Raw genomic sequence first — 18,453 nt, forward strand, 5'->3', positions numbered from 1 at the left:
TTATCCACCTAACGTTAGCAGCAAAGCGCCGGAGTCCGACACCGTGCCGAACACGCCGCCTTGCATCGTGATCATGTGCAAGGCGGCGTCGTGATTGCCTTTGTCGGTTGCGCCGCAGCAGTCGGCGAGCACCGTGCATTCGAAACCGCGGTCGTTGGCTTCGCGCATGGTCGTGTGCACGCAGACATCGGTCGTGATGCCGGTCAGAATCAGATTCTCGATACCGCGCGTGCGCAGGATCAGTTCGAGATCGGTCGCGCAGAACGAGCCTTTGCCGGGCTTGTCGATCACGATCTCGCCCGCCAGCGGCTTCAGTTCGTCGATGATGTCCCAGCCCGGTTCACCGCGCACGAGGATCTTGCCGCACGGACCATCGTCGCCGATGCCCACGCCGTCGGTGCCTGCGCGGCGGCTGCGCCAGCGTTTGTTGGCGGGCAGATCGGAGAGATCGGGACGGTGGCCTTCACGCGTGTGAATGATCGTGAAGCCCTGTTCGCGCATGGTCTTCAGCACGCTCTTGATCGGCTCGATCGGCGCGCGCGTGAGCGAGAGGTCGTAGCCCATCTTGTCGACATAGCCGCCGTGGCCGCAGAAGTCCGTCTGCATGTCGATGATTACGAGCGCGGTGTTCTCAGGGCGCAGATTGCCGTCGTACGGCCACGGGTAGGGTCTCGCTTCGATGAATCGGGTCATGGTCGGGGTGTCCTGGTTTGGGTTCCTGAATATCGGCAAGGTCGGCGAATGGGCGAGCGTGTCAGCGCGTCAGGCTCAGCTCGCCGGGCGCGCCCGCCAGCGTGCGGTCCGGACGGCAATTGATGATCATGATCACGAGGGTGAGCACATATGGCGCGGCGTTATAGAGGTAATAGCCACTCGTCACGCCGATCGCCTGCAACGCCGGACCGAGCGCGCCCGCCGCGCCGAACAGCAACGCGGCCCACAGACAGCGCAATGGCTGCCACCGCGCGAAGATCACCAGCGCGACGGCCATCAGCCCTTGGCCGCTAGAGAGCCCCTCATTCCAACTGCCGGGATACACCAGCGACAGATACGCACCGCCGACGCCCGCAAATAAACCGCCCACCGCAGTCGCCGCGATACGCACACGCGTGAGCGGATAGCCCATCGCGCGCGCCGTTTCCGCGTGATCGCCGACGAGCCGCAGCACCATGCCCCAGCGCGTATTGCGCAAGCCCCATTGCAGAACGAACGCGAGCGCCACGCCGATCACGAACAGCAGATTCAGATGCAGTGCGTTATGCAATTGCGGCGACGAACTCCACGCGCCGAGGTCGATGAACGGAAGCATCGGCGCTTGTGGTTCGATAAACGGTTTGCCGAGATAGAACGCAAGCCCGGTGCCGAGCAGCATCAACGCGATACCGAACGCGATATCCGACACGCGCGGCAACGAACACACGAGACCGTGCAGACAGCCGAGCAGCAAACCGACCAAACCCGCCGCAAGCACGCCGATCCACGGCGAGCCGCTCAGAAACGCGCCGGCGTAACCGCTCATCGCGCCGGACACGAGAATGCCTTCCAGGCCGAGATTCACGCGGCCGCCCTTCTCGGTCAGACACTCGCCGAGACTGACGAACAGATAAGGCGTGCTGACGCGGATCGCACCCGCGAACAGAGACAGCAACAGAATGACGATGGGCGAGTGCATATCAGGCATGGGTCTGCTCCAGTTGCACGGCAAGATCGGTCTGCGCAATGGCCTGCAACTTCACGCGCCATGCGGCGAGGCGCCCGCCAAGCGCTTCCCACGCGAGCAGGTTGGCGAACAGCAGGCCTTGCAGGACGAGCGTGGTGGCGTCGGGCAAATCGAGGCGCCGTTGCAGCAGACTGCCGCTCGCCTCGATGCCGCCGATCATCAGTGCGCACGCGATGATCGCGAGCGGATTCTGGCGTGCCGCGAAGGCGACGAGAATGCCCGCGTAACCGTAGCCCGCGAGCAGCGACGCGTTCGCGCTGCCCTGCACCGCAGCGACTTCGAACATGCCGCCTAGGCCGGCTGCGGCGCCGCCCAGCACGCATGCCGTGAGCGCGAGCACATTGACCGGCAAACCGACCAGACGCGCCGCGCGATTGCTGCCGCCCACCACGCGCATCGCAAAGCCTTTGGTGCTGAACTTCACGAACACCCATGCCGCGACGCATGCAACGACGCCCCAGAACAGCCCCCAATGCGTGTCGAGCCCGGGGATCGAGCCGATCATCATCGCGTCGGGCACCGGCAGCGTCGACGGTTTGTTCAGGCTCGCGGGATCGCGCAGCGGCCCCTCCACGAGATGCTTGAATACCGCGATCGCGATATACGACATCAACAGGCTGCTGATGGTCTCGTTGACGCCGCGCCATTGCCGCAACGCACCGACCGCGCCGATCCAGACACCGCCGGCGAGCATGCCCGCGAGCGCCATCAACGGTGTGGCGATGAGCCATGGCGTGTTATGCGGCAGCATCTGCGGAACGATGGCGGCGCACATGCCGCCGAGCGCGAGTGCGCCCTCGCCGCCGATCACGATCAAGCCGACTTGCGCGGGCAAGGCGACGCACAACGCGGTCAGCATCAACGGCGCGGCGCGCAACAAAGTGCTTTGCCACGCGAACGAGGAACCGAACGCGCCCTGGAAAATCAGCGCGATCGCGTCGGGCGCCGGCTGGCCTTGCACGAGCAGGAACAGCGAGAACAGCAGCAAGGTGCCGAGCACCGCCAGCACGGTCGGCAACGCGGGCAGGAGCGAGAGCATCACTCTCGCGGCAGAGGCATTGGGGCGCATCACGGCTCCTTGATTGAAGCAAACATCGCCGTCACCGGAATCAGATCTGGCCGACGACACCCGCGACCAGATAGTTCATGCTCTCCAACGTGTAGTCGGTCTGACTGTGACTCGCGCCCGAGGCGATCGCCGTGCCGCCCTTGTTGTCCTTCATCGGGCCTTTGAAGATCACGAAATTGCCGGCCACCATGCTGCTTCTGATCGAGTCGGCGTTCTGCTTCGCGGCGGCCGTCACTTTCGCGCCATACGGCGACATCTTCACGAAGCCTTCTTTCAGGCCGCCGCGCAATACGTTGGGCTGTGGCGTGCCGGCTTGCGCGCCCGTCACCAGTTGCTTGTACGGCGTCGCCCAGTCCCATTCCGCACCGGTCAGATATCCCTTGGGCGCCAGTGCGGCCTGGCTCGCGTGATAACCGCAACTCATCGCGCCGCGTTTTTCCGCTGTCTCCACCACGACCTTCGGACCGTCGACGTGACAGGTCAGCACGTCGCAGCCCTGATCGACCAGACTGTTGGTGGCTTCCGCTTCCTTGACCGGCATCGACCAGTCGCCCGTGAAAATCACCTGCGTGGTGATCGACGGATCGACCGACTGCGCGCCGAGCGTGAACGAATTGATATTGCGCAGCACCTGTGGAATCGGCTTGGCCGCGACGAAGCCGAGCTTTTTGCTCTTCGTCATATGGCCGGCGACCACGCCGTTCAGGTACTGGCACTCGTCGATATAGCCGAAGTAGCTGGTGATGTTCGACGGGTTGCCCTGCTTCCACAAACCGCCGCAATGAGCGAATCGCACCTTCGGATACTTCGCCGCCATCTTCAGCACATGCGGGTCGAAGTAGCCGAACGACGTCGCGAAGATGAGCGTCGCGCCGTCCTGTTCGATCATCGCTTCCATGGTCTTCTGCACGGCGATGGTCTCGGGCACGTTCTCTTCTTCCACCACCTTCACGTCCGGCATTTTCTTGATCACCGCGGCCGCTTGTGCCTGCGCCTGGTTGTAGCCGTAGTCGCCGCGCGCCCCGACGTAGATCACGCCGACGGTGGTCTTCGGCGCGGCGAACACCGACTGGATGGGCAGAATATTGCCGAGCGTCAACAGGCTGGCGCTCTTGATGAAATGGCGGCGGCTGGTCATGGTGTCCAATTCCTGATCGAAGGTTAAAGAGCGTTGGCCTGAGGGCTGGCTTGCGGCTTTGGCTCGAGGCTGGCCAGATACGCGAGCCAGCCGCCGAACGAGGTGATGTCGAGTGCGCCGCTGTCGTCGCTCACGGCGGACGGCTCGCAGATGAAGCCCTTCACGCTGTGCCCGTCGGCGAGTTGCAACGTGCCGATGCCTAGCGGCGCGGGCACGTCGGCGACAAATTGACCGAAGGTACGCAGCGGCACTTCCCAGAGTTCGACGGCGATCGGCCGGCCTTGCTGTTCCGTCGAACGCACGAGGCCGGGCTTCGGTGGCTGGGTGTTGGCGAGCGCATAGAGCTTGTAGCCTGGTGCGGTGTGCGTCGATTTCACGAAACGCGCGCCGGCTTGCTGGAGTTGCCAGTTCAACGGCTGGCCGCGCAGATGCGCGCCGACCACCGCGAGGGTGAGGGTGGGCTCCTGAAACGGCAACGGCTGGATGAGCGCGGTTGTCGTTGCGGCTTCCGCGGTTTCGGCGCGATTCGCGAACAACGCCTGGATCCGTGCGCCCAATTCGGCGAGACGCCGATCCGCACCGCTCGGCGCGATCAGCGTCACGCCGGCCGGCAAGCCGTCGCTGCGCCGCTGACACGGCACGGCCAGCGCGCATAGATCCAGCAGGTTGACGAAGTTGGTGTAGTAGCCGAGCTGACTGTTCAATTCAACGGGATTGGCCTGGACGTCGGCGATTAACGGATGCGTCGGCGTGGTGGGGACGATCAGGACGTCGATCGTTTCGAACAGTGCTTCGGCGTGACGCTTCAGGTCCGCTAGCGCGTACTGACCGTTAAAGGCATCGGCGGCGCTGAACTGCTCGGCCTTGCCAATCACTTTGGCCACGACCGCATCGATCGCCTGGTGATGGGTTTTGAAGAACGTGCCGAGCGCCGCGCGCCGTTCCGCCACCCACGGGCCGTCGTAGAGCAAGGCGGAGACGGCTTTGAGCGGCTCGAAGTCGATTGCTTGCGTGGGCAGATGCAGATGCGTCGTGAGCCTGTCGAGTGCTTGTGAAAACGCCTGGCTCGCTATTGCGTCGCCGTAGAACTCCAAGCGCTCCGGCACGCCGATCCGTGGAGCCGAACGCAACAAGCCGAGAGCCGGCACCTTGCGCGAGTAGCCGTCGAGCGAATCGAAACAGGCGATTTCGGTGAGCACGCGCCAGGCATCGTCCACGTCGTGTGCGAACACGGAGATCGTATCGAGGCTTCGGCACGCGGGCACCACGCCACGTTTGCTGACCAGTCCCAGCGAAGGTTTCAGACCGGCCAGCCCATTAAAACCGGCCGGCACGCGGCCGGAACCCGCGGTGTCGGTGCCGAGCGAAAACGCTACACAACCCGTCGCCACCGCGACCGCCGAACCCGAGCTCGAACCTCCCGACACGCGCAACGGCGACTCGCTGTGCCGCACGGCGCCATACGGCGAACGCGTGCCGACGAGGCCGGTGGCGAACTGATCGAGATTGGTCTTGCCGATCAGGATGGCGCCGGCATCGATGAGCCGCTGGACGGCGAACGCCGACGTGTCCGGCGTGTAGGCGAAAGAGTCGCAAGCGGCCGTGGTCGGCAAGCCGGCGACGTCGATGTTGTCCTTGACCGCGAACGGCACGCCGAACAGCGGCATGTGCTCAAACACCGCGCTGCCTTGGGCGTCGTATAACGCTTCGAGTGCCTTCGCGCGAGCCTGCAAATCGGCTGCCGGCACGCGCAGAATCCAGACTTCCGGGCGGTCGATTTCGTCGATTCGCGCCAGCGCCGATGATACGGCTTCAGTCGGCGTGAGGTTGCCCGCAGCGTATGCGGCGAGCAGACCCTTGACCGTCATGGGTGAAGAAATAAGCACCTGTTTTTCCTTGAGTTCAATCTTGAATACAAGTTTGGACTCAAATTAGCAGGAGCTATGCCAAGTGCTGATTCAGCCTCGACAAATCGCTTCTAAGCCTTGCTGGACGGTGCTTTGCCATCCGTGCTGGCGCACGTCCCACGGCGCTGACAAGACTCTGCCCCACGCTGCCCGTGGTGCAGCGCTCACCAACTCGGGGCTCACGCGCCCTGGATTCGCGCCGACGCGCGCTTCGGCAACGCGGGCTGCGATGCCGGGGCCACCACGAACGCGCGCACCATCTCATGCGCTGTCGCTCATCGGCGCGCGCGGCAGCGACCGCGCGTTGCTTCGCCTCGCGCGCAATCTACGATCTATACTCGCGACACGTTTTCGCGAACCCTCAGTAGCGGAGCATCGATGCACGATCCACAACCCGCCGTCGCGCGAGGCGGCATGGTCACCAGTCCGCACGCGTTAGCCAGCGAGGCCGGCCGCGAGGTCCTGCGCGCGGGCGGCAATGCCATTGAAGCGGCCATCGCGATCGGCGCCGCGCTGTGCGTGACGTACCCGCATTTCACTGGCCTTGGCGGCGACGCCTTCTGGGTCATCGGCGACCGGCAAGGGACGTTGCGCACGTTATCGGGCATCGGCCAGGCCGCGGCGCAACTGCCGGCGTTCGACGCTGCGATTCCGGTACGCGGTCCGGCTTCTGCGATCACCACCGCCGCGACCGTCGATACATGGCATCAGGCTTACGAAATCAGCCAAAGCGTTTGGGGCGGCGAGCAGTCGTGGTCGTCGCTGTTCGACCGTGCACTCGAACTTGCCGCCGACGGCTTCCCCATCACACCGTCGCAGCATTTCTGGCAAACCCTGCGCGCCGGCGAATTGCAGGCGTTGCCCGGCTTCGCGGCGACCTTCGCGCCGCACGGCCACATTCCCGCGATCGACGAGCGCTTCGTTCAACCCGCGTTGGCAAAGAGCCTCGACCGTATTGCGCGTTTCGGCGCGCGTGAGTTCTATGAAGGTGAACTGGCTGAGCGGATCGCCCACGGTCTCCGGCAGGCCGGTCCGCCACTCAGCGCGAGCGACCTGGCCCGCACGCACGCGCGCAACGAAGCACCGCTGCGGGTCGCCTATCGCGGCGGTGAACTGGTGAGCTTGCGGCCGCCCACGCAAGGCGTCACGACCTTGCAGATCATGGGCACGCTAGAACGTTTCGATCTTGCCGCCATTCCGGAAGGCAGCGCCGATTACTATCACCTGCTGGTGGAAGCGGTGAAATGCGCGTTCGTGGATCGTGACCGCTTCGTCTGCGATCCGGAGTTCAACCTCGTGCCGGTCGACGAGATGCTTTCACCCGCACGCTCGACGCCCACGCCCGCGCGATCCATCCGCGTAAAGCGCGCGCATGGCCGCATGTGTTCCGTCCGGGCGATACCGTGTTCATCGGCGCGACGGATCGCGAAGGCCGCAGCGTGAGCGTGCTGCAAACGGTCTACTTCGATTGGGGCAGCGGCGTGGTGGCGGGCGACACCGGCATTCTGTGGCACAACCGCGGCGCGTCGTTCAGCACGAACCCCGCACATCACAATGCCGTGCAGCCGGGCAAGCGGCCTTTCCATACGCTCAATCCCGGCATGTATGTGAAGGACGGCCGGCCGCAACTGCTGTTCGGCACGCAAGGCGCGGACGGTCAACCGCAAACGCTGGCGGCGATTCTCACGAGGCTGATCGACTACGGCATGGATCCGCTGACCGCCCTCGCCCGTCCGCGTTTTCTGCTCGGCAAGACGTTCTCCGACACGCGCGACGCGCTGAAACTCGAAGCGGACGCCGGCGCCGACGTATTCGCGGCGCTCGCCGCACGCGGACATGAAGTGAGCGCGATTGCGGCGCAAAGTCCATTGGCGGGGCATCCGGGCGTGATCCGCATCGAGGCGGACGGCTCGGCCACCGGCGCGCACGATCCTCGCAGCGACGGCCGGGCGCTCGCGGTGTGATCCGGCATAACGTGTCGTGACGTGGTGCGCGGCTATGTGATGGACGCTGGGGCCTCACCCAAGGGTGAACCGGTCCCGCGTCGTCACATAGTCGCTCGCGCCGAAGCGGCCCACCGGGAAATAATGCTGCAGCCGGACACGCCACGTTTGCGTGTCGATCAACTCGTCGCGCGCGTGCAGCCGATGCACGCGTCCGATGAAAATCTGCCGGCTCGTCGTCTCCAGCGTCTCCCATGTCGTGCACTCGAACGCGACGGGCGCTTCGGCGATGCGCGGCGGCTTGACGTGCGAACTCGGCACCGGCGTCAAGCCGACTTCGGCGAGTTCGCTCACGTTCGGCGGCAATCTTTCTCCGCAACGGTGCATTTTTTCCGCGATGGCTTCGTCCGCGAGATGGACCACGAACTCGCCGGTGCGCACGATGTTCACCGCCGTGTCCTTCAACGTCCCGTCGGCCACGCGGTTGACGCTGATCATCACGATCGGCGGCTCCTCGCCGAGCATGTTGAACATCGAGAACGGCGCGGCGTTGATGGTGCCGTCGGCGCCAAGCGTGGTGACGAGCGCGATCGGGCGCGGCACGATCAGGCTCGCCATCAGCTTGTAACGCTGGTATTCGGTGATCGCTTCGAAATCTATTTCCATGTCGGCGCCTGGTTGGGAGTGACGGATGCGGTAATGCCGAGCAACTGGCCGAGGCTCTTTTCGCCGCGCATCCGCGAGGTTTCGATCCGTTCTTCGAGGTCGCGCAAATGCGCTTCCATATGCGCCATCGCGCCTGCCGCATCGCGGGCCTCGATGCAATCGACGATCGCCGCGTGCTCCGCGTGTTCGCACGGCGCATGCCCCGGCGGTTCATACACGCCGACGATCAGCGAGCAGCGCGACACCAGTTCCTTCAGATAGTTTTGCAGGATCGAATTGCCGGCCAGTGCGGCGATACGCATATGAAAGCCGCTGGCGAGCGTCGCCCAGGAAGGCTGATCGAAGCGATGCATCGCCTCATGTTCGCTAGCGAGCTGTTGACGCAACGCCTTGATGTCCTTGGCGTTCGCGCGCTGCACGGCCAGTTCGACCAGCATGCGTTCGACGGAGCGGCGCGCTTCGAAGATCTCGCGCGTTTCCTCGGGCGTGGGTTCGGCAATCACCGCGCCCTTGTTCGGCCGCAAGACGACAATGCCGTCATACGCGAGCTTTTCCAGCACGCGCCGCACCACCGCCCGGCCCACGCCGAACAGCTGGCACAACTCGGGCTCCGGCAGCTTCGTGCCCGGCGTCAGACGATGATTCAGCACGCCGTCGAAGATCGACTGATAGATGCGCGCGTCGAGATCCGTGTCGTCTTTCAAGGGCTTTTTCGCGGTGGCCGCGCCGGCTTTCGCGTTCATGCGATGACCGGGCGCACCACGCCGTCCCGCTCCAGCACGTCCATATGATCCGCAATGGCGCCCGGCGTGGTGATCCACACGTCGCCGCGGGCGCGCGCCGCGGCGATATGTTCGAGCGCGCGGCGCAGATGCCGCAGGCGATACGGCTGCCCCACCAAATACGGATGCAACGCAATGCCCATCACCAGCGACTGCGGCTGCGCACCGCGATTGGCCTGTTCGAGCATCTCGTCGAACTGGTCGACGATCATGTCGGCGAACGCGCGGCCGTCCATATGGCGGCCCACCATCATCGGCAGATCGTTGAGTTCCTGCGGATACGGAATCGACCAGAGCGGCGCACCGCGTGTGGCCATCCGCACGGGACGGTCGTCGTGACACCAGTTCAGCGTGTAGCGATAACCGGTCTCGGCAAGCAAATCGGGCGTCAGATGCGACTCCGAAATCCACGGCGACAGCCAGCCGTGCGGCGCTATACCGGACACTTCGGCGATCCGTTCCCGGCAATGCAGAAGCAGTTCACATTCGCCGGTTTCGTCGAGATCGCTCTGACGGTGCGCGTTCGTATGGCCATGGCCGATCAGTTCGTCGCCGCGCGCCACGCAGGCCGCGATCAACTCCGGGCAATGATCGTAGAGCGCGGTGTTGATCAGCGTGCCCGCAGGCAGCTCGAGTTGATCGAACAGTTCGATGCAGCGCCACGCGCCGACCCGATTACCGTACTCGCGCCAGCTATGGTTCAGCACATCCGGCTGCGGCGAGATCGGACCGAGCGCGGCGCCCAGCCCTTCGCCAAAGGCAAAGTGTTCGATGTTGAAACCCAGATAGACCGCGAGCCCGCTGCCGCCGGGCCAGCGGTACGCGTCGCTGTCGGTGATCGGGCGATACGCGAAGCGACCATGCGTGGCAAGCAATTGACGCGCGCGACTCGCCGCGGCGGGCATGTTCCGTATGTCGTTCATTTGAAGAAGCCGTGGGTGAGAAAAAGCGCCGCGCCGCGTGAGCGCATGAACCGGAATGGCCAGTTCATGCCCCGCGACGGACCCGGCGCGCACTGCGATCGCGCAAAAGAATCGTTGGAATCGCTAACGATCGACGCTGCGGATCGTTTGCAATATGTGAGCCAACTCGTAGACGTTAAGCACACTGGCGCGTCGGCAATCAATCGGCTACCGCAATGCAAACGATGGCACATGTCTTGCATTTGCCTAGTCTCGTTCAGGCGCCGCGTTGCTTTTTGCGTCCCTCGCTTTATCGTCGCTCACGAGGACACCCCTTCATGATTCAGCCTGCTTCAACGGTGCTCGAAACCAAAGCCGCCGATATCGAACTGGTGCACGTGTCGAAGCAATACGGCGACTCGCTTGCCGTCGACGCGATCGATCTGCGCATCGACGGTGGCCAGTACTGCTGTCTGCTCGGGCCGTCGGGGTGCGGCAAGACCTCGACCTTGCGCATGATCGCCGGGCATGAATCGGTCACCGACGGTGACATTCTGATTGCCGGCCGCAATGTCACGCGCGCCGAACCCGCTGCGCGCGGCACAGCCATGGTGTTCCAGAACTACGCGCTGTTTCCGCATCTGAGCGCGCTCGACAACGTCGCGTTCAGCCTGAAAATGCGCGGCGTCGCCAAGGACGCACGGCGCAAACGCGCCGCCGAATTGCTCGAACTGGTCGCCATGTCGGCGTACGCCGAACGCAAACCGGCTCAGTTATCCGGCGGCCAGCAGCAACGGGTCGCGCTTGCCCGCGCGTTGCTGAATCAGCCGGGCTGCCTGTTGCTCGACGAACCGCTTTCCGCGCTGGACCCGTTCCTGCGTGTGCAGATGCGCGCCGAACTCAAGCGCTGGCAGAAAGAACTCGGCATTACCTTCGTGCACGTCACGCATTCGCAGGAAGAAGCAATGGCGCTGGCCGATCTCGTCGTGGTGATGAGCCATGGACGTATCGAGCAAAGCGGCACGCCGCACGAAGTGTTCAACCGTCCGCGCACCGAGTTCGTGGCGCGCTTTCTCGGCGGTCACAACGTCTTCAATACCAATGGCCGCGCGTTCACCGTGCGCGCCGATCATCTGCGTGTCGTGCCGCATGGCGTTACTCCGGTGCAGAACGCGAGCGGCGACAACGGCATGACGCGCATCGGCGGCGTGCCCTGCACCGTGCGTGAAGCTGAATATCAAGGCACGCATCTGCGCGTGACGCTCGACCCGCTCGACGGTTCGCCCGAACTCGTCTCGCTGGTGAGCGACGGCGATTACGATCCGGCGCGGCTCGGCCCCGAGGCGCGCGTGGTGGTCTGGTGGGAAGAGCGGGACGCGCATCCGCTCGCGGCGTGAGTAACGAACCGAGTCGTCCAGACGTGGCTGCAACTTCGAACAAGCGATAACCACACGCCAACCAAACGTCAATCGAACGTCAACTGAGGAGAAAGCAATGAGTGAAGCGAACGAAAGCCCGGCAGCGGCCGCAACGGATGTGAAGGAAAAAGGCCTGTCGCGCCGCACGTTCATCAAGGGCGCGGTGGCGGCGGCCGGCATTGCCGGTTTTCCGTACGTGCACGCGCAGGAAAAAATCACGTTGCGCTACCTCGGCACGGCGGTCAATCAAAGCGCCGACATCGCGAAGAAGTTCAAGGAAGACACCGGCATCGAAATTCAATACGTGCCGGTGACCACCGACGACGTCGCCAAGCGCATCATCACCCAGCCCAACTCGTTCGACATTGTCGACACCGAATACTTCGCGCTCAAGAAGCTGATTCCGGCCGGCACGCTGGCCGGCATGGACGCGAAGCGTATCAAGCTGGCCGACAAGATCACGCCGGTGCTCACGCGCGGCGAAGTGAACGGCAAGAAGATCGGCGATCAAGGCACCGCGCCGAAGAAGGTGATGTTCCTCACCGGCCCGCGCTCCACGGAATTCTCCGCCACGCCGACCGAATGGATGACGCTGATTCCCACCACCTACAACGCGGATACGCTCGGCATTCGGCCCGACCTGATCAAGCGGCCCATCGACAGTTGGGCGGAACTGCTGAATCCGCAGTTCAAGGGCAAGGCGGCGCTGCTGAACATTCCCGCGATCGGCATCATGGATTCGGCCATGGCGATCGAGGCGATGGGTCACGTGAAATACGGCGACAAAGGCAACATGACCAAAGCCGAGATCGACCAGACCATCAAGATTCTGATCGAAGCAAAACGCGCCGGCCAGTTTCGCGCGTTCTGGAAGGACTTCAACGAGAGCGTGAACCTGATGGCCTCGGGCGAAGTGGTGATCCAGTCGATGTGGTCGCCGGCGGTCACGAAAGTGCGCACCATGGGCGTCGCCTGCAAGTTTCAGCCGCTCAAGGAAGGCTATCGTTCGTGGGCGTCGGGCTTCGGTTTCCCGCGTTCGCTGCAAGGCAAGAAGCTCGACGCCGCCTACGAGTTCGTCAACTGGTTCCAGGACGGCTGGGCGGGCGCGTATCTGATGCGTCAGGGCTATTACTCGGGCGTGCTGGAGACCGCGAAAACGCACATGCAGCCGTACGAGTGGGACTACTGGATCGAAGGTAAACCAGCCGCGCAGGACATCAAGGCACCGGACGGCCAGTTGCTCGAAAAAGCCGGCACCGTGCGCGACGGCGGCTCGTACAACCAGCGCATGGGCGCGATTGCCTGCTGGAACGCCGTGATGGACGAGAACATCTATATGGTCCAGAAGTGGAACGAGTTCATCGCGGCCTGATCGCGGCCGTGGTTCGCCATGACAGCCGGCACGCGACACGCCGGCTGTCACCACCTGTCCGAATGAACGCATAGTCCATTCCTTAGAAATACGCACATGGCAACGATCGACCTTCCCTCGCACGCGCAGGACGAGCCCGTCAAACATCGCCGCGCGCCGGCGTGGTTGCAGGCGACGCCGCTCTCGCTGACCTTCCTGCTGTTTTTCATCGTGCCGCTGGTCATCACGCTGATCGTCAGTTTCTGGGACTTCAACGAATACCAGATCATTCCCGCATTCACGCTGAAGAACTACGCGGCGATCTTCAACGGCTGTTCGTCGCTCACGGACGTTTGCGTCACCTTCAAGACCTACTGGTCGACGCTCAAGTTCTGCGCGATCGTGTGGACAGTGACCCTGCTGCTGGGTTTTTCGATCGCTTACTTTCTCGCGTTCCATGTGCGCACCACGAGCATGCAGACCGTGCTGTTTCTCGTCTGCACGATTCCGTTCTGGACCTCGAACGTGATCCGCATGATTTCGTGGATGCCGCTGCTCGGGCGCAACGGTCTCGTCAATCAGGCGCTGCTCGGCGCGCATCTGATCGACCAGCCGCTGGAATGGCTGCTGTATTCGAACTTTTCGGTGGTGCTCGCCTTCGTTCACCTCTACACGTTCTTCATGATCGTGCCGATCTTCAACGCGATGATGCGCATCGACCGCTCGCTCCTCGAAGCCGCGCGCGACGCCGGCGCGAGCGGCTGGCAAGTGGTGCGCGACGTGGTCCTGCCGCTGTCGAAAACCGGCATCGTGATCGGCTCGATCTTCGTCATCACGATCGTGATGGGCGATTTCCTGACCGTCGGCGTAATGGGCGGCCAGCAGATCGCGTCGGTGGGCAAGATCATTCAGGTGCAAACCGGCTACCTGCAATTTCCCGCCGCGGCGGCCAACGCGATCATGCTGCTCGCCGTGGTGCTGATGATCGTGTGGGGTTTGACGCGGGTGGTCGATATCCGCAAGGAGTTGTGAAGATGCAGGCCATTCGCGTCAAACATCGTGAGCGCCGTCCGGCGAGTTTCTATTGGCTCGCGCTGCTGTTCGGCCTGTTCGTGTTGTTTCTTTATGGTCCTGTGATCACGATTTTCATTCTGTCGTTTCAAGGCCCCGAAGGCGGCCTCACGTTTCCGATGCGCGGTGTGTCGCTGCACTGGTTCGCCATGTTGCGCGATGGTGTGGGCGATGTCGATATCTGGGGTGCGTTCGGACGTTCCGTGCGGCTCGCGCTGGCAGTCACGGTGCTGACGGTGCTCTTTTCCGTCGCGGCGGGTCTCGCGTTTCGCAGAAAATTTCGCGGCGATACCGCGGTGTTCTATGTCTCCGTGGCCAGTCTGATCATGCCGTCCATTATCGTTTCGCTCGGCATCGGCTTGACGTTCCGCCTGCTGGATAACGGCGTGAAGTACTTCGCCACCGCGTGGGGCTATCAGTCTTTCGCCGACAGCTATACCACGTCGATGGGCCTGTTCACCTCGGCACTCGGTGCGCATCTGACGTGGACGCTGCCGTTCGGTCTGCTCGTCATGTTCGCGGTGTTCAACCGCTTCAATCCCGCTTACGAAGAAGCCTCGCGCGATCTGGGCGCCACCCCATGGCAAAGCTTCCGGCACGTGGTGCTGCCGATCATCGGTCCGTCGGTGGTGGGCGTCGCCATGTTCGGTTTCACGCTCTCCTGGGACGAAATCGCCCGCACCTCGCAGGCGATCGGCGACCAGAACACCTTGCCGCTCGAGCTTCAGGGTCTCACCACATCGGTGACCACGCCGGTGATCTACGCACTGGGCACCATGACGACGCTGTTGTCGCTGACCGTGATGGGCGTGTGCCTGCTTGCCGTGCGCATACTCGCGCGCAAGCGCGTGGCGGCGGGACTGAAATAAGCCGCGCGCCTATCGCGGCGCGCGCCACTAGCATTTCACTCCTGCTGCTAAGAATCGGCCAAATACTTCGTTGCTAGCACCCAGCGGCGTCCCTTAACGTTCTCTGATTGCGCCTTGCGCGCACCCGTTTCGGAGAACCCATGTCCGCAGTTCAAGCAACGAATCCCGATCACAGCATCGCCGACGCCGCGCAACTCTTCGGCGACGACCCGCTGACCCGGCGCTTCGCACCGGTTTTCGCGCGTATCGCCGAGGGCGCGGTCGAGCGCGAGCAGAATCGCGAACTCGCTTATGCGCCGGTCGAGTGGCTGCGCGAAGCCGGCTACACCAAACTGCGCGTGCCGAAACAATACGGCGGCGAAGGCATCTCGCTCGCGCAGTTCTTCGCGCTGGTCACGCGCCTCGGCGAAGCGGATTCGAATCTGCCGCAAATCCTGCGCGTGCATGGCGGCTTTATCGAATCCCTGCTGGAACAAGGCGACGAATCGTTGCGCGACCGCTGGCTCACACGTGTCGCGCAAGGTCAGATTGTCGGCGGCGCCGTGTCGGAGCGCACCGGTGTCACCAACAACAGCGTGCGTCTCACGCAAACCGGTGGCGCCTGGCATCTCGATGGCGAGAAGTACTACACCACCGGCACGCTCTACGCGGATTGGGTCGACGTGACCGCGCATGACGGCCAGAGCGACGTGCGCGTGCTCGTTAAAGCCGACACGCCGGGCCTCGAACGTATCGACGATTGGGATGGTTTCGGGCAACGGCTCACGGGCAGCGGCACGGCGCGCTTCACTCGTGTGGCGGTTGCACCCGACAATCTCTATCGGCGCTACAACGCCTCCGAGCCGCGTCGCAACAGTCTGCTCACCGCTTACTACCAGGCGCTGCATGTCGCGAACCTCGCGGGCATCAGCCGCGCGGCGCTGCGCGACGCGGTCGCGTTCACGCAAACCAAAACGCGCACGTTCGGTGTGCCGGGCGAATCGAGTCCGCGCGACAATCCGCTTGTGCATCGCGTGGTCGGGCGGCTGGCGAGCCTGGCGTACTCGACGCAGAGCATCAGCGCGTCGCTCGCGCGCGCGATCGACGAGGTTTCGGTCGCGCGACAGGAAGGCCGCACCACCGAACAGACTTACATCAACCTCGACATCCAGACCTTCCAGGCGCAACAGATCGTCATCGAGCAGACGTTGCAGGCCGCGACGCTGCTGTTCGAAGTGGGCGGCGCATCGGCGACCAGCGAGACGCGCCGTTTCGATCGCTACTGGCGCAATGCCCGCGTGCTGGCGTCGCACAATCCCGCGATCATTCGCGAGGCCGCGATCGGGGATTTTTACCTGAACGGCAACGCGCATAACGAGCGCTTCGGCGTGGCGCGCGAAGCGGTGCCGGCTGCCGAAGCGGCCACGGCAACAGCATAGGACCGCTGTCGCGCGGGCCGCCGGCGTCATGTGGCACAGTATCGTCAGGCGCATGCGCTAAGCTTGCGCAACCGAACAGCCCTGACGAGCGACATGAAGAACCTGCCTGCCTACGAGCCGCCGGTCGACGAGAACCAGCTTCTGCTGAAATGGATCCGGCGCGCGCGCGAATCCCAGATGAGCCACTACGACATGGCCGACCTGCTGTCGGCGCGCGACCGCAAGGTCGGCTGGCTCGTGACCGCCCTGACCGCTTTCGTGGGCACGGCGGTGTTCGCATCGCTGAATCTGTCGGCGGTTTCGCCGGGACTCAGGATTTTCGTCGGCCTCGTGAGCGTGACGGCTGCGGTCTCCGCCGCGTTGCAGACGTTCCTGCGCTACGCCGAGCGCGCCGAAAAGCATCGCGCGGCCGGTGCGCGCTATGGCGCGGTGCGCCGCAGGCTCGAAGCAATTTTCGCGGGCGATGCCGATGCGCGTGACGGCCACTACCTCACGGCAATTCGCGATGAACTCGACCGGCTGGCCGAAGATTCGCCCAATGTGCCGCCGCGCGTTTTCTACCGGACGCAGCGGACGCTGTCCACGGATCCGCAGCGTCAGCGCGGCGACTAATGCCGTGACTTCAACGGGTCGCGCAGATGAGCAGCATGATCGGCCGTTCGCGCTCTTCCGCGGCGTCATTCGCCCGCGGTGAGATCCCCCGCATCGATGCCCAACTCCGCCGCCATGCGCCGGACCACGATCTGCAGGCGGCTCACTTCATCCGCAAGCCGCTTCTGTTCGGCCTTGAGCGCCTCGAACGCGGACAGCGGCACCGAGTCGTCTTCATCGCCCGGCTGCGCCAACTCGCTCGCGCTCACTTCACCGCATAGCAGATGCGTCCAGCGGTTCTCGCGCTCGCCCGGCGTGCGCGCGAGTTTGACGACCCGTGGCGGGTCGTTGGCCGCCAGTTCGTCGAGAAACGCTTCGACCGACGAGATATCCGCAAAGCTATGTAGACGCGCGCTGTTCAGGCGCAATTCGGCCGCGGTTTGCGGGCCGCGCAGCAGCAAGGTGGTCAGCAACGCCGCCGACTGGCTCGGCAGCCCCAGCACGCGATTCATGTTGTGCTCGAAGCGCGGCACGCGGCTGCTGCTGCCTTCCATCACGAGGCTGAGCCGCTTCAGGCCGTCGACGGCGGTCAGCACCTCGGCTTCAGTGGCGTTCATCACCGGCGCGCGGCCGGTTTTCTGGTTGCAACCCAACGTCAGCGCGTTGAGCGAAAGCGGATAGCTGTCCGGCACCGTGTGCTGCTTTTCGACGAGCACGCCGAGCACGCGTCCTTCGAGCAGGGTCAACGCGCGGATCGAAGGACGGGAAGAAGCGTCGGGAGTGGAATTCATAAGTGATGTCGCGGCAAAAGCCGCCGGGTCTCGTGGATGAGGTGCCTTACCGTTGCACAGCCGGACGGCGTTTTCTGGTTTGTGGGCACTATGATAAACGGCCCAGGGCGCGCAAGTGTGCGAATCTCGGCTGCATCGTGGCGCGCGCGGCGTCGCCTGGCATGTCGCGTGCTGCCACAGGAAGTCCTTCATTCATGGAGTCAGTCAATGGCCCTACGCCGACAATCGGTGCTGCGCGTGAGCGCCCTTTCCCTTGCGATAGGCGCGGTGTGCCTGCTCGGCGCCTGCGCGTTCAGCCCCGCCGGCAAGAGCGGCAACGCGCACGTGCCGGAGCCCGCCAAGCCGGTCGACCTGAACCGCTATCTCGGCCGGTGGTACGAACTGGCGCGCTACGAAAACGGCTTCGAGCGCGATTGCGAAGCCGTCACCGCCGACTACGCCACGCGCGAGGACGGCCTGATTGACGTCACCAACAGTTGCCATAAGGGCGGCGTGAGCGGAGCGCTCGACGTGTCGAAGGGCCGCGCGAAAGTGGTCGCCGGCTCGGAGAATGCCAGGTTGAAGGTGTCGTTTTTCGGACCGTTCTTCGTCGGCAACTACTGGGTGCTGGATCACGCGGACGACTATAGCTGGTCGATCGTCGGCGAGCCGAGCGGCCGTTATCTATGGATTCTCACGCGTGAAGCCATTCCTGCTGCGAGCGTCAAAGACGCGCTGATCGAGCGGGTTCGCGCGCTCGGCTACGACACGTCGATGCTGCGCATGACCCGGCACGAGTAAGCGGGCGCGCTGCCGCGGTCGAAGCGCCGCCTTTTTT

At 63.9% G+C, this 18,453-nt stretch carries 16 protein-coding genes and 1 pseudogene; 8 read left to right on the plus strand and 9 right to left on the minus strand.

The window, feature by feature from the left end:
- The 5 genes from B0G80_RS30710 to atzF all read right to left on the minus strand — a co-directional run bounded on the left by B0G80_RS30710 (position 1) and on the right by atzF (position 5,795).
- The gene (locus B0G80_RS30710) at positions 1–693 is read right to left on the minus strand and encodes a cysteine hydrolase family protein (protein ID WP_116121692.1); all 693 of its coding nucleotides are present in this window, start codon (positions 691–693) and stop codon (positions 1–3) included.
- Between the two features lie 61 nt (positions 694–754).
- Positions 755–1,681, minus strand: a complete 927-nt coding sequence (locus tag B0G80_RS30715) for an ABC transporter permease (RefSeq protein ID WP_116121693.1) — start codon at positions 1,679–1,681, stop codon at positions 755–757.
- Positions 1,674–2,789, minus strand: coding sequence for an ABC transporter permease (locus B0G80_RS30720; RefSeq protein ID WP_116121694.1), 1,116 nt, complete (start codon positions 2,787–2,789; stop codon positions 1,674–1,676). The genes B0G80_RS30715 and B0G80_RS30720 overlap by 8 nt, the downstream gene beginning before the upstream one ends.
- Positions 2,790–2,829: 40 nt before the next feature.
- Complete coding sequence (locus B0G80_RS30725) at positions 2,830–3,927, minus strand: BMP family ABC transporter substrate-binding protein (RefSeq protein ID WP_012427110.1); 1,098 nt, start codon at positions 3,925–3,927, stop codon at positions 2,830–2,832.
- A 23-nt stretch (positions 3,928–3,950) separates the two neighbouring features.
- The gene (atzF, locus tag B0G80_RS30730; protein WP_116121695.1) at positions 3,951–5,795 is read right to left on the minus strand and encodes an allophanate hydrolase; all 1,845 of its coding nucleotides are present in this window, start codon (positions 5,793–5,795) and stop codon (positions 3,951–3,953) included.
- Between the two features lie 417 nt (positions 5,796–6,212).
- Here atzF and B0G80_RS30740 point away from each other — a divergent pair.
- Positions 6,213–7,798 (plus strand): annotated as a pseudogene (locus tag B0G80_RS30740) (gamma-glutamyltransferase family protein).
- Positions 7,799–7,852: 54 nt separating this feature from the next.
- On the opposite strand, the gene B0G80_RS30745 reads toward B0G80_RS30740, so the two are convergent.
- Genes B0G80_RS30745 through B0G80_RS30755 form a run of 3 tightly spaced genes read right to left on the minus strand, consistent with a single transcriptional unit; the run spans position 7,853 to position 10,148 of the window.
- Entirely contained in the window at positions 7,853–8,443 is a 591-nt protein-coding gene (locus B0G80_RS30745; RefSeq protein ID WP_106278030.1) for a flavin reductase family protein, read from the minus strand.
- Positions 8,434–9,186 (minus strand): GntR family transcriptional regulator, encoded by a 753-nt coding sequence (locus tag B0G80_RS30750; protein WP_116121696.1) that lies wholly within the window; start codon positions 9,184–9,186, stop codon positions 8,434–8,436. Before B0G80_RS30750 ends, B0G80_RS30745 begins: the two co-directional genes overlap by 10 nt.
- Positions 9,183–10,148, minus strand: coding sequence for a polysaccharide deacetylase family protein (locus B0G80_RS30755; protein WP_116121697.1), 966 nt, complete (start codon positions 10,146–10,148; stop codon positions 9,183–9,185). Before B0G80_RS30755 ends, B0G80_RS30750 begins: the two co-directional genes overlap by 4 nt.
- Before the next feature lie 317 nt (positions 10,149–10,465).
- Between B0G80_RS30755 and B0G80_RS30760 the strand changes: the two genes are divergently transcribed.
- The 6 genes from B0G80_RS30760 to B0G80_RS30785 all read left to right on the plus strand — a co-directional run bounded on the left by B0G80_RS30760 (position 10,466) and on the right by B0G80_RS30785 (position 16,866).
- Positions 10,466–11,524 (plus strand): ABC transporter ATP-binding protein, encoded by a 1,059-nt coding sequence (locus tag B0G80_RS30760; protein ID WP_116121698.1) that lies wholly within the window; start codon positions 10,466–10,468, stop codon positions 11,522–11,524.
- Between the two features lie 97 nt (positions 11,525–11,621).
- Entirely contained in the window at positions 11,622–12,917 is a 1,296-nt protein-coding gene (locus B0G80_RS30765; RefSeq protein ID WP_116121699.1) for a PotD/PotF family extracellular solute-binding protein, read from the plus strand.
- Positions 12,918–13,013: 96 nt separating this feature from the next.
- Entirely contained in the window at positions 13,014–13,928 is a 915-nt protein-coding gene (locus tag B0G80_RS30770) for an ABC transporter permease (protein ID WP_106278039.1), read from the plus strand.
- A 2-nt stretch (positions 13,929–13,930) separates the two neighbouring features.
- Positions 13,931–14,836, plus strand: a complete 906-nt coding sequence (locus tag B0G80_RS30775; protein WP_116121700.1) for an ABC transporter permease — start codon at positions 13,931–13,933, stop codon at positions 14,834–14,836.
- A 140-nt stretch (positions 14,837–14,976) separates the two neighbouring features.
- On the plus strand, positions 14,977–16,254 hold the full coding sequence (locus tag B0G80_RS30780) for an acyl-CoA dehydrogenase family protein (protein ID WP_116121701.1): 1,278 nt from the start codon (positions 14,977–14,979) through the stop codon (positions 16,252–16,254).
- A gap of 93 nt (positions 16,255–16,347) precedes the next feature.
- The gene (locus B0G80_RS30785; protein ID WP_116121702.1) at positions 16,348–16,866 is read left to right on the plus strand and encodes an SLATT domain-containing protein; all 519 of its coding nucleotides are present in this window, start codon (positions 16,348–16,350) and stop codon (positions 16,864–16,866) included.
- Positions 16,867–16,931: 65 nt separating this feature from the next.
- Here B0G80_RS30785 and B0G80_RS30790 read toward each other — a convergent pair whose 3' ends face one another.
- Complete coding sequence (locus B0G80_RS30790) at positions 16,932–17,636, minus strand: YceH family protein (protein ID WP_116121703.1); 705 nt, start codon at positions 17,634–17,636, stop codon at positions 16,932–16,934.
- A gap of 207 nt (positions 17,637–17,843) precedes the next feature.
- Here B0G80_RS30790 and B0G80_RS30795 point away from each other — a divergent pair, with 207 nt between their 5' ends.
- A complete protein-coding gene (locus tag B0G80_RS30795) occupies positions 17,844–18,416 on the plus strand; it encodes a lipocalin family protein (protein ID WP_116121704.1) in 573 nt (190 codons plus the stop codon).
- The last annotated feature ends 37 nt before the right edge of the window (positions 18,417–18,453 follow it).

The sequence above is a fragment of the Paraburkholderia sp. BL6669N2 genome, assembly GCF_003387275.1.
Classification (GTDB): Bacteria; Pseudomonadota; Gammaproteobacteria; order Burkholderiales; family Burkholderiaceae; genus Paraburkholderia.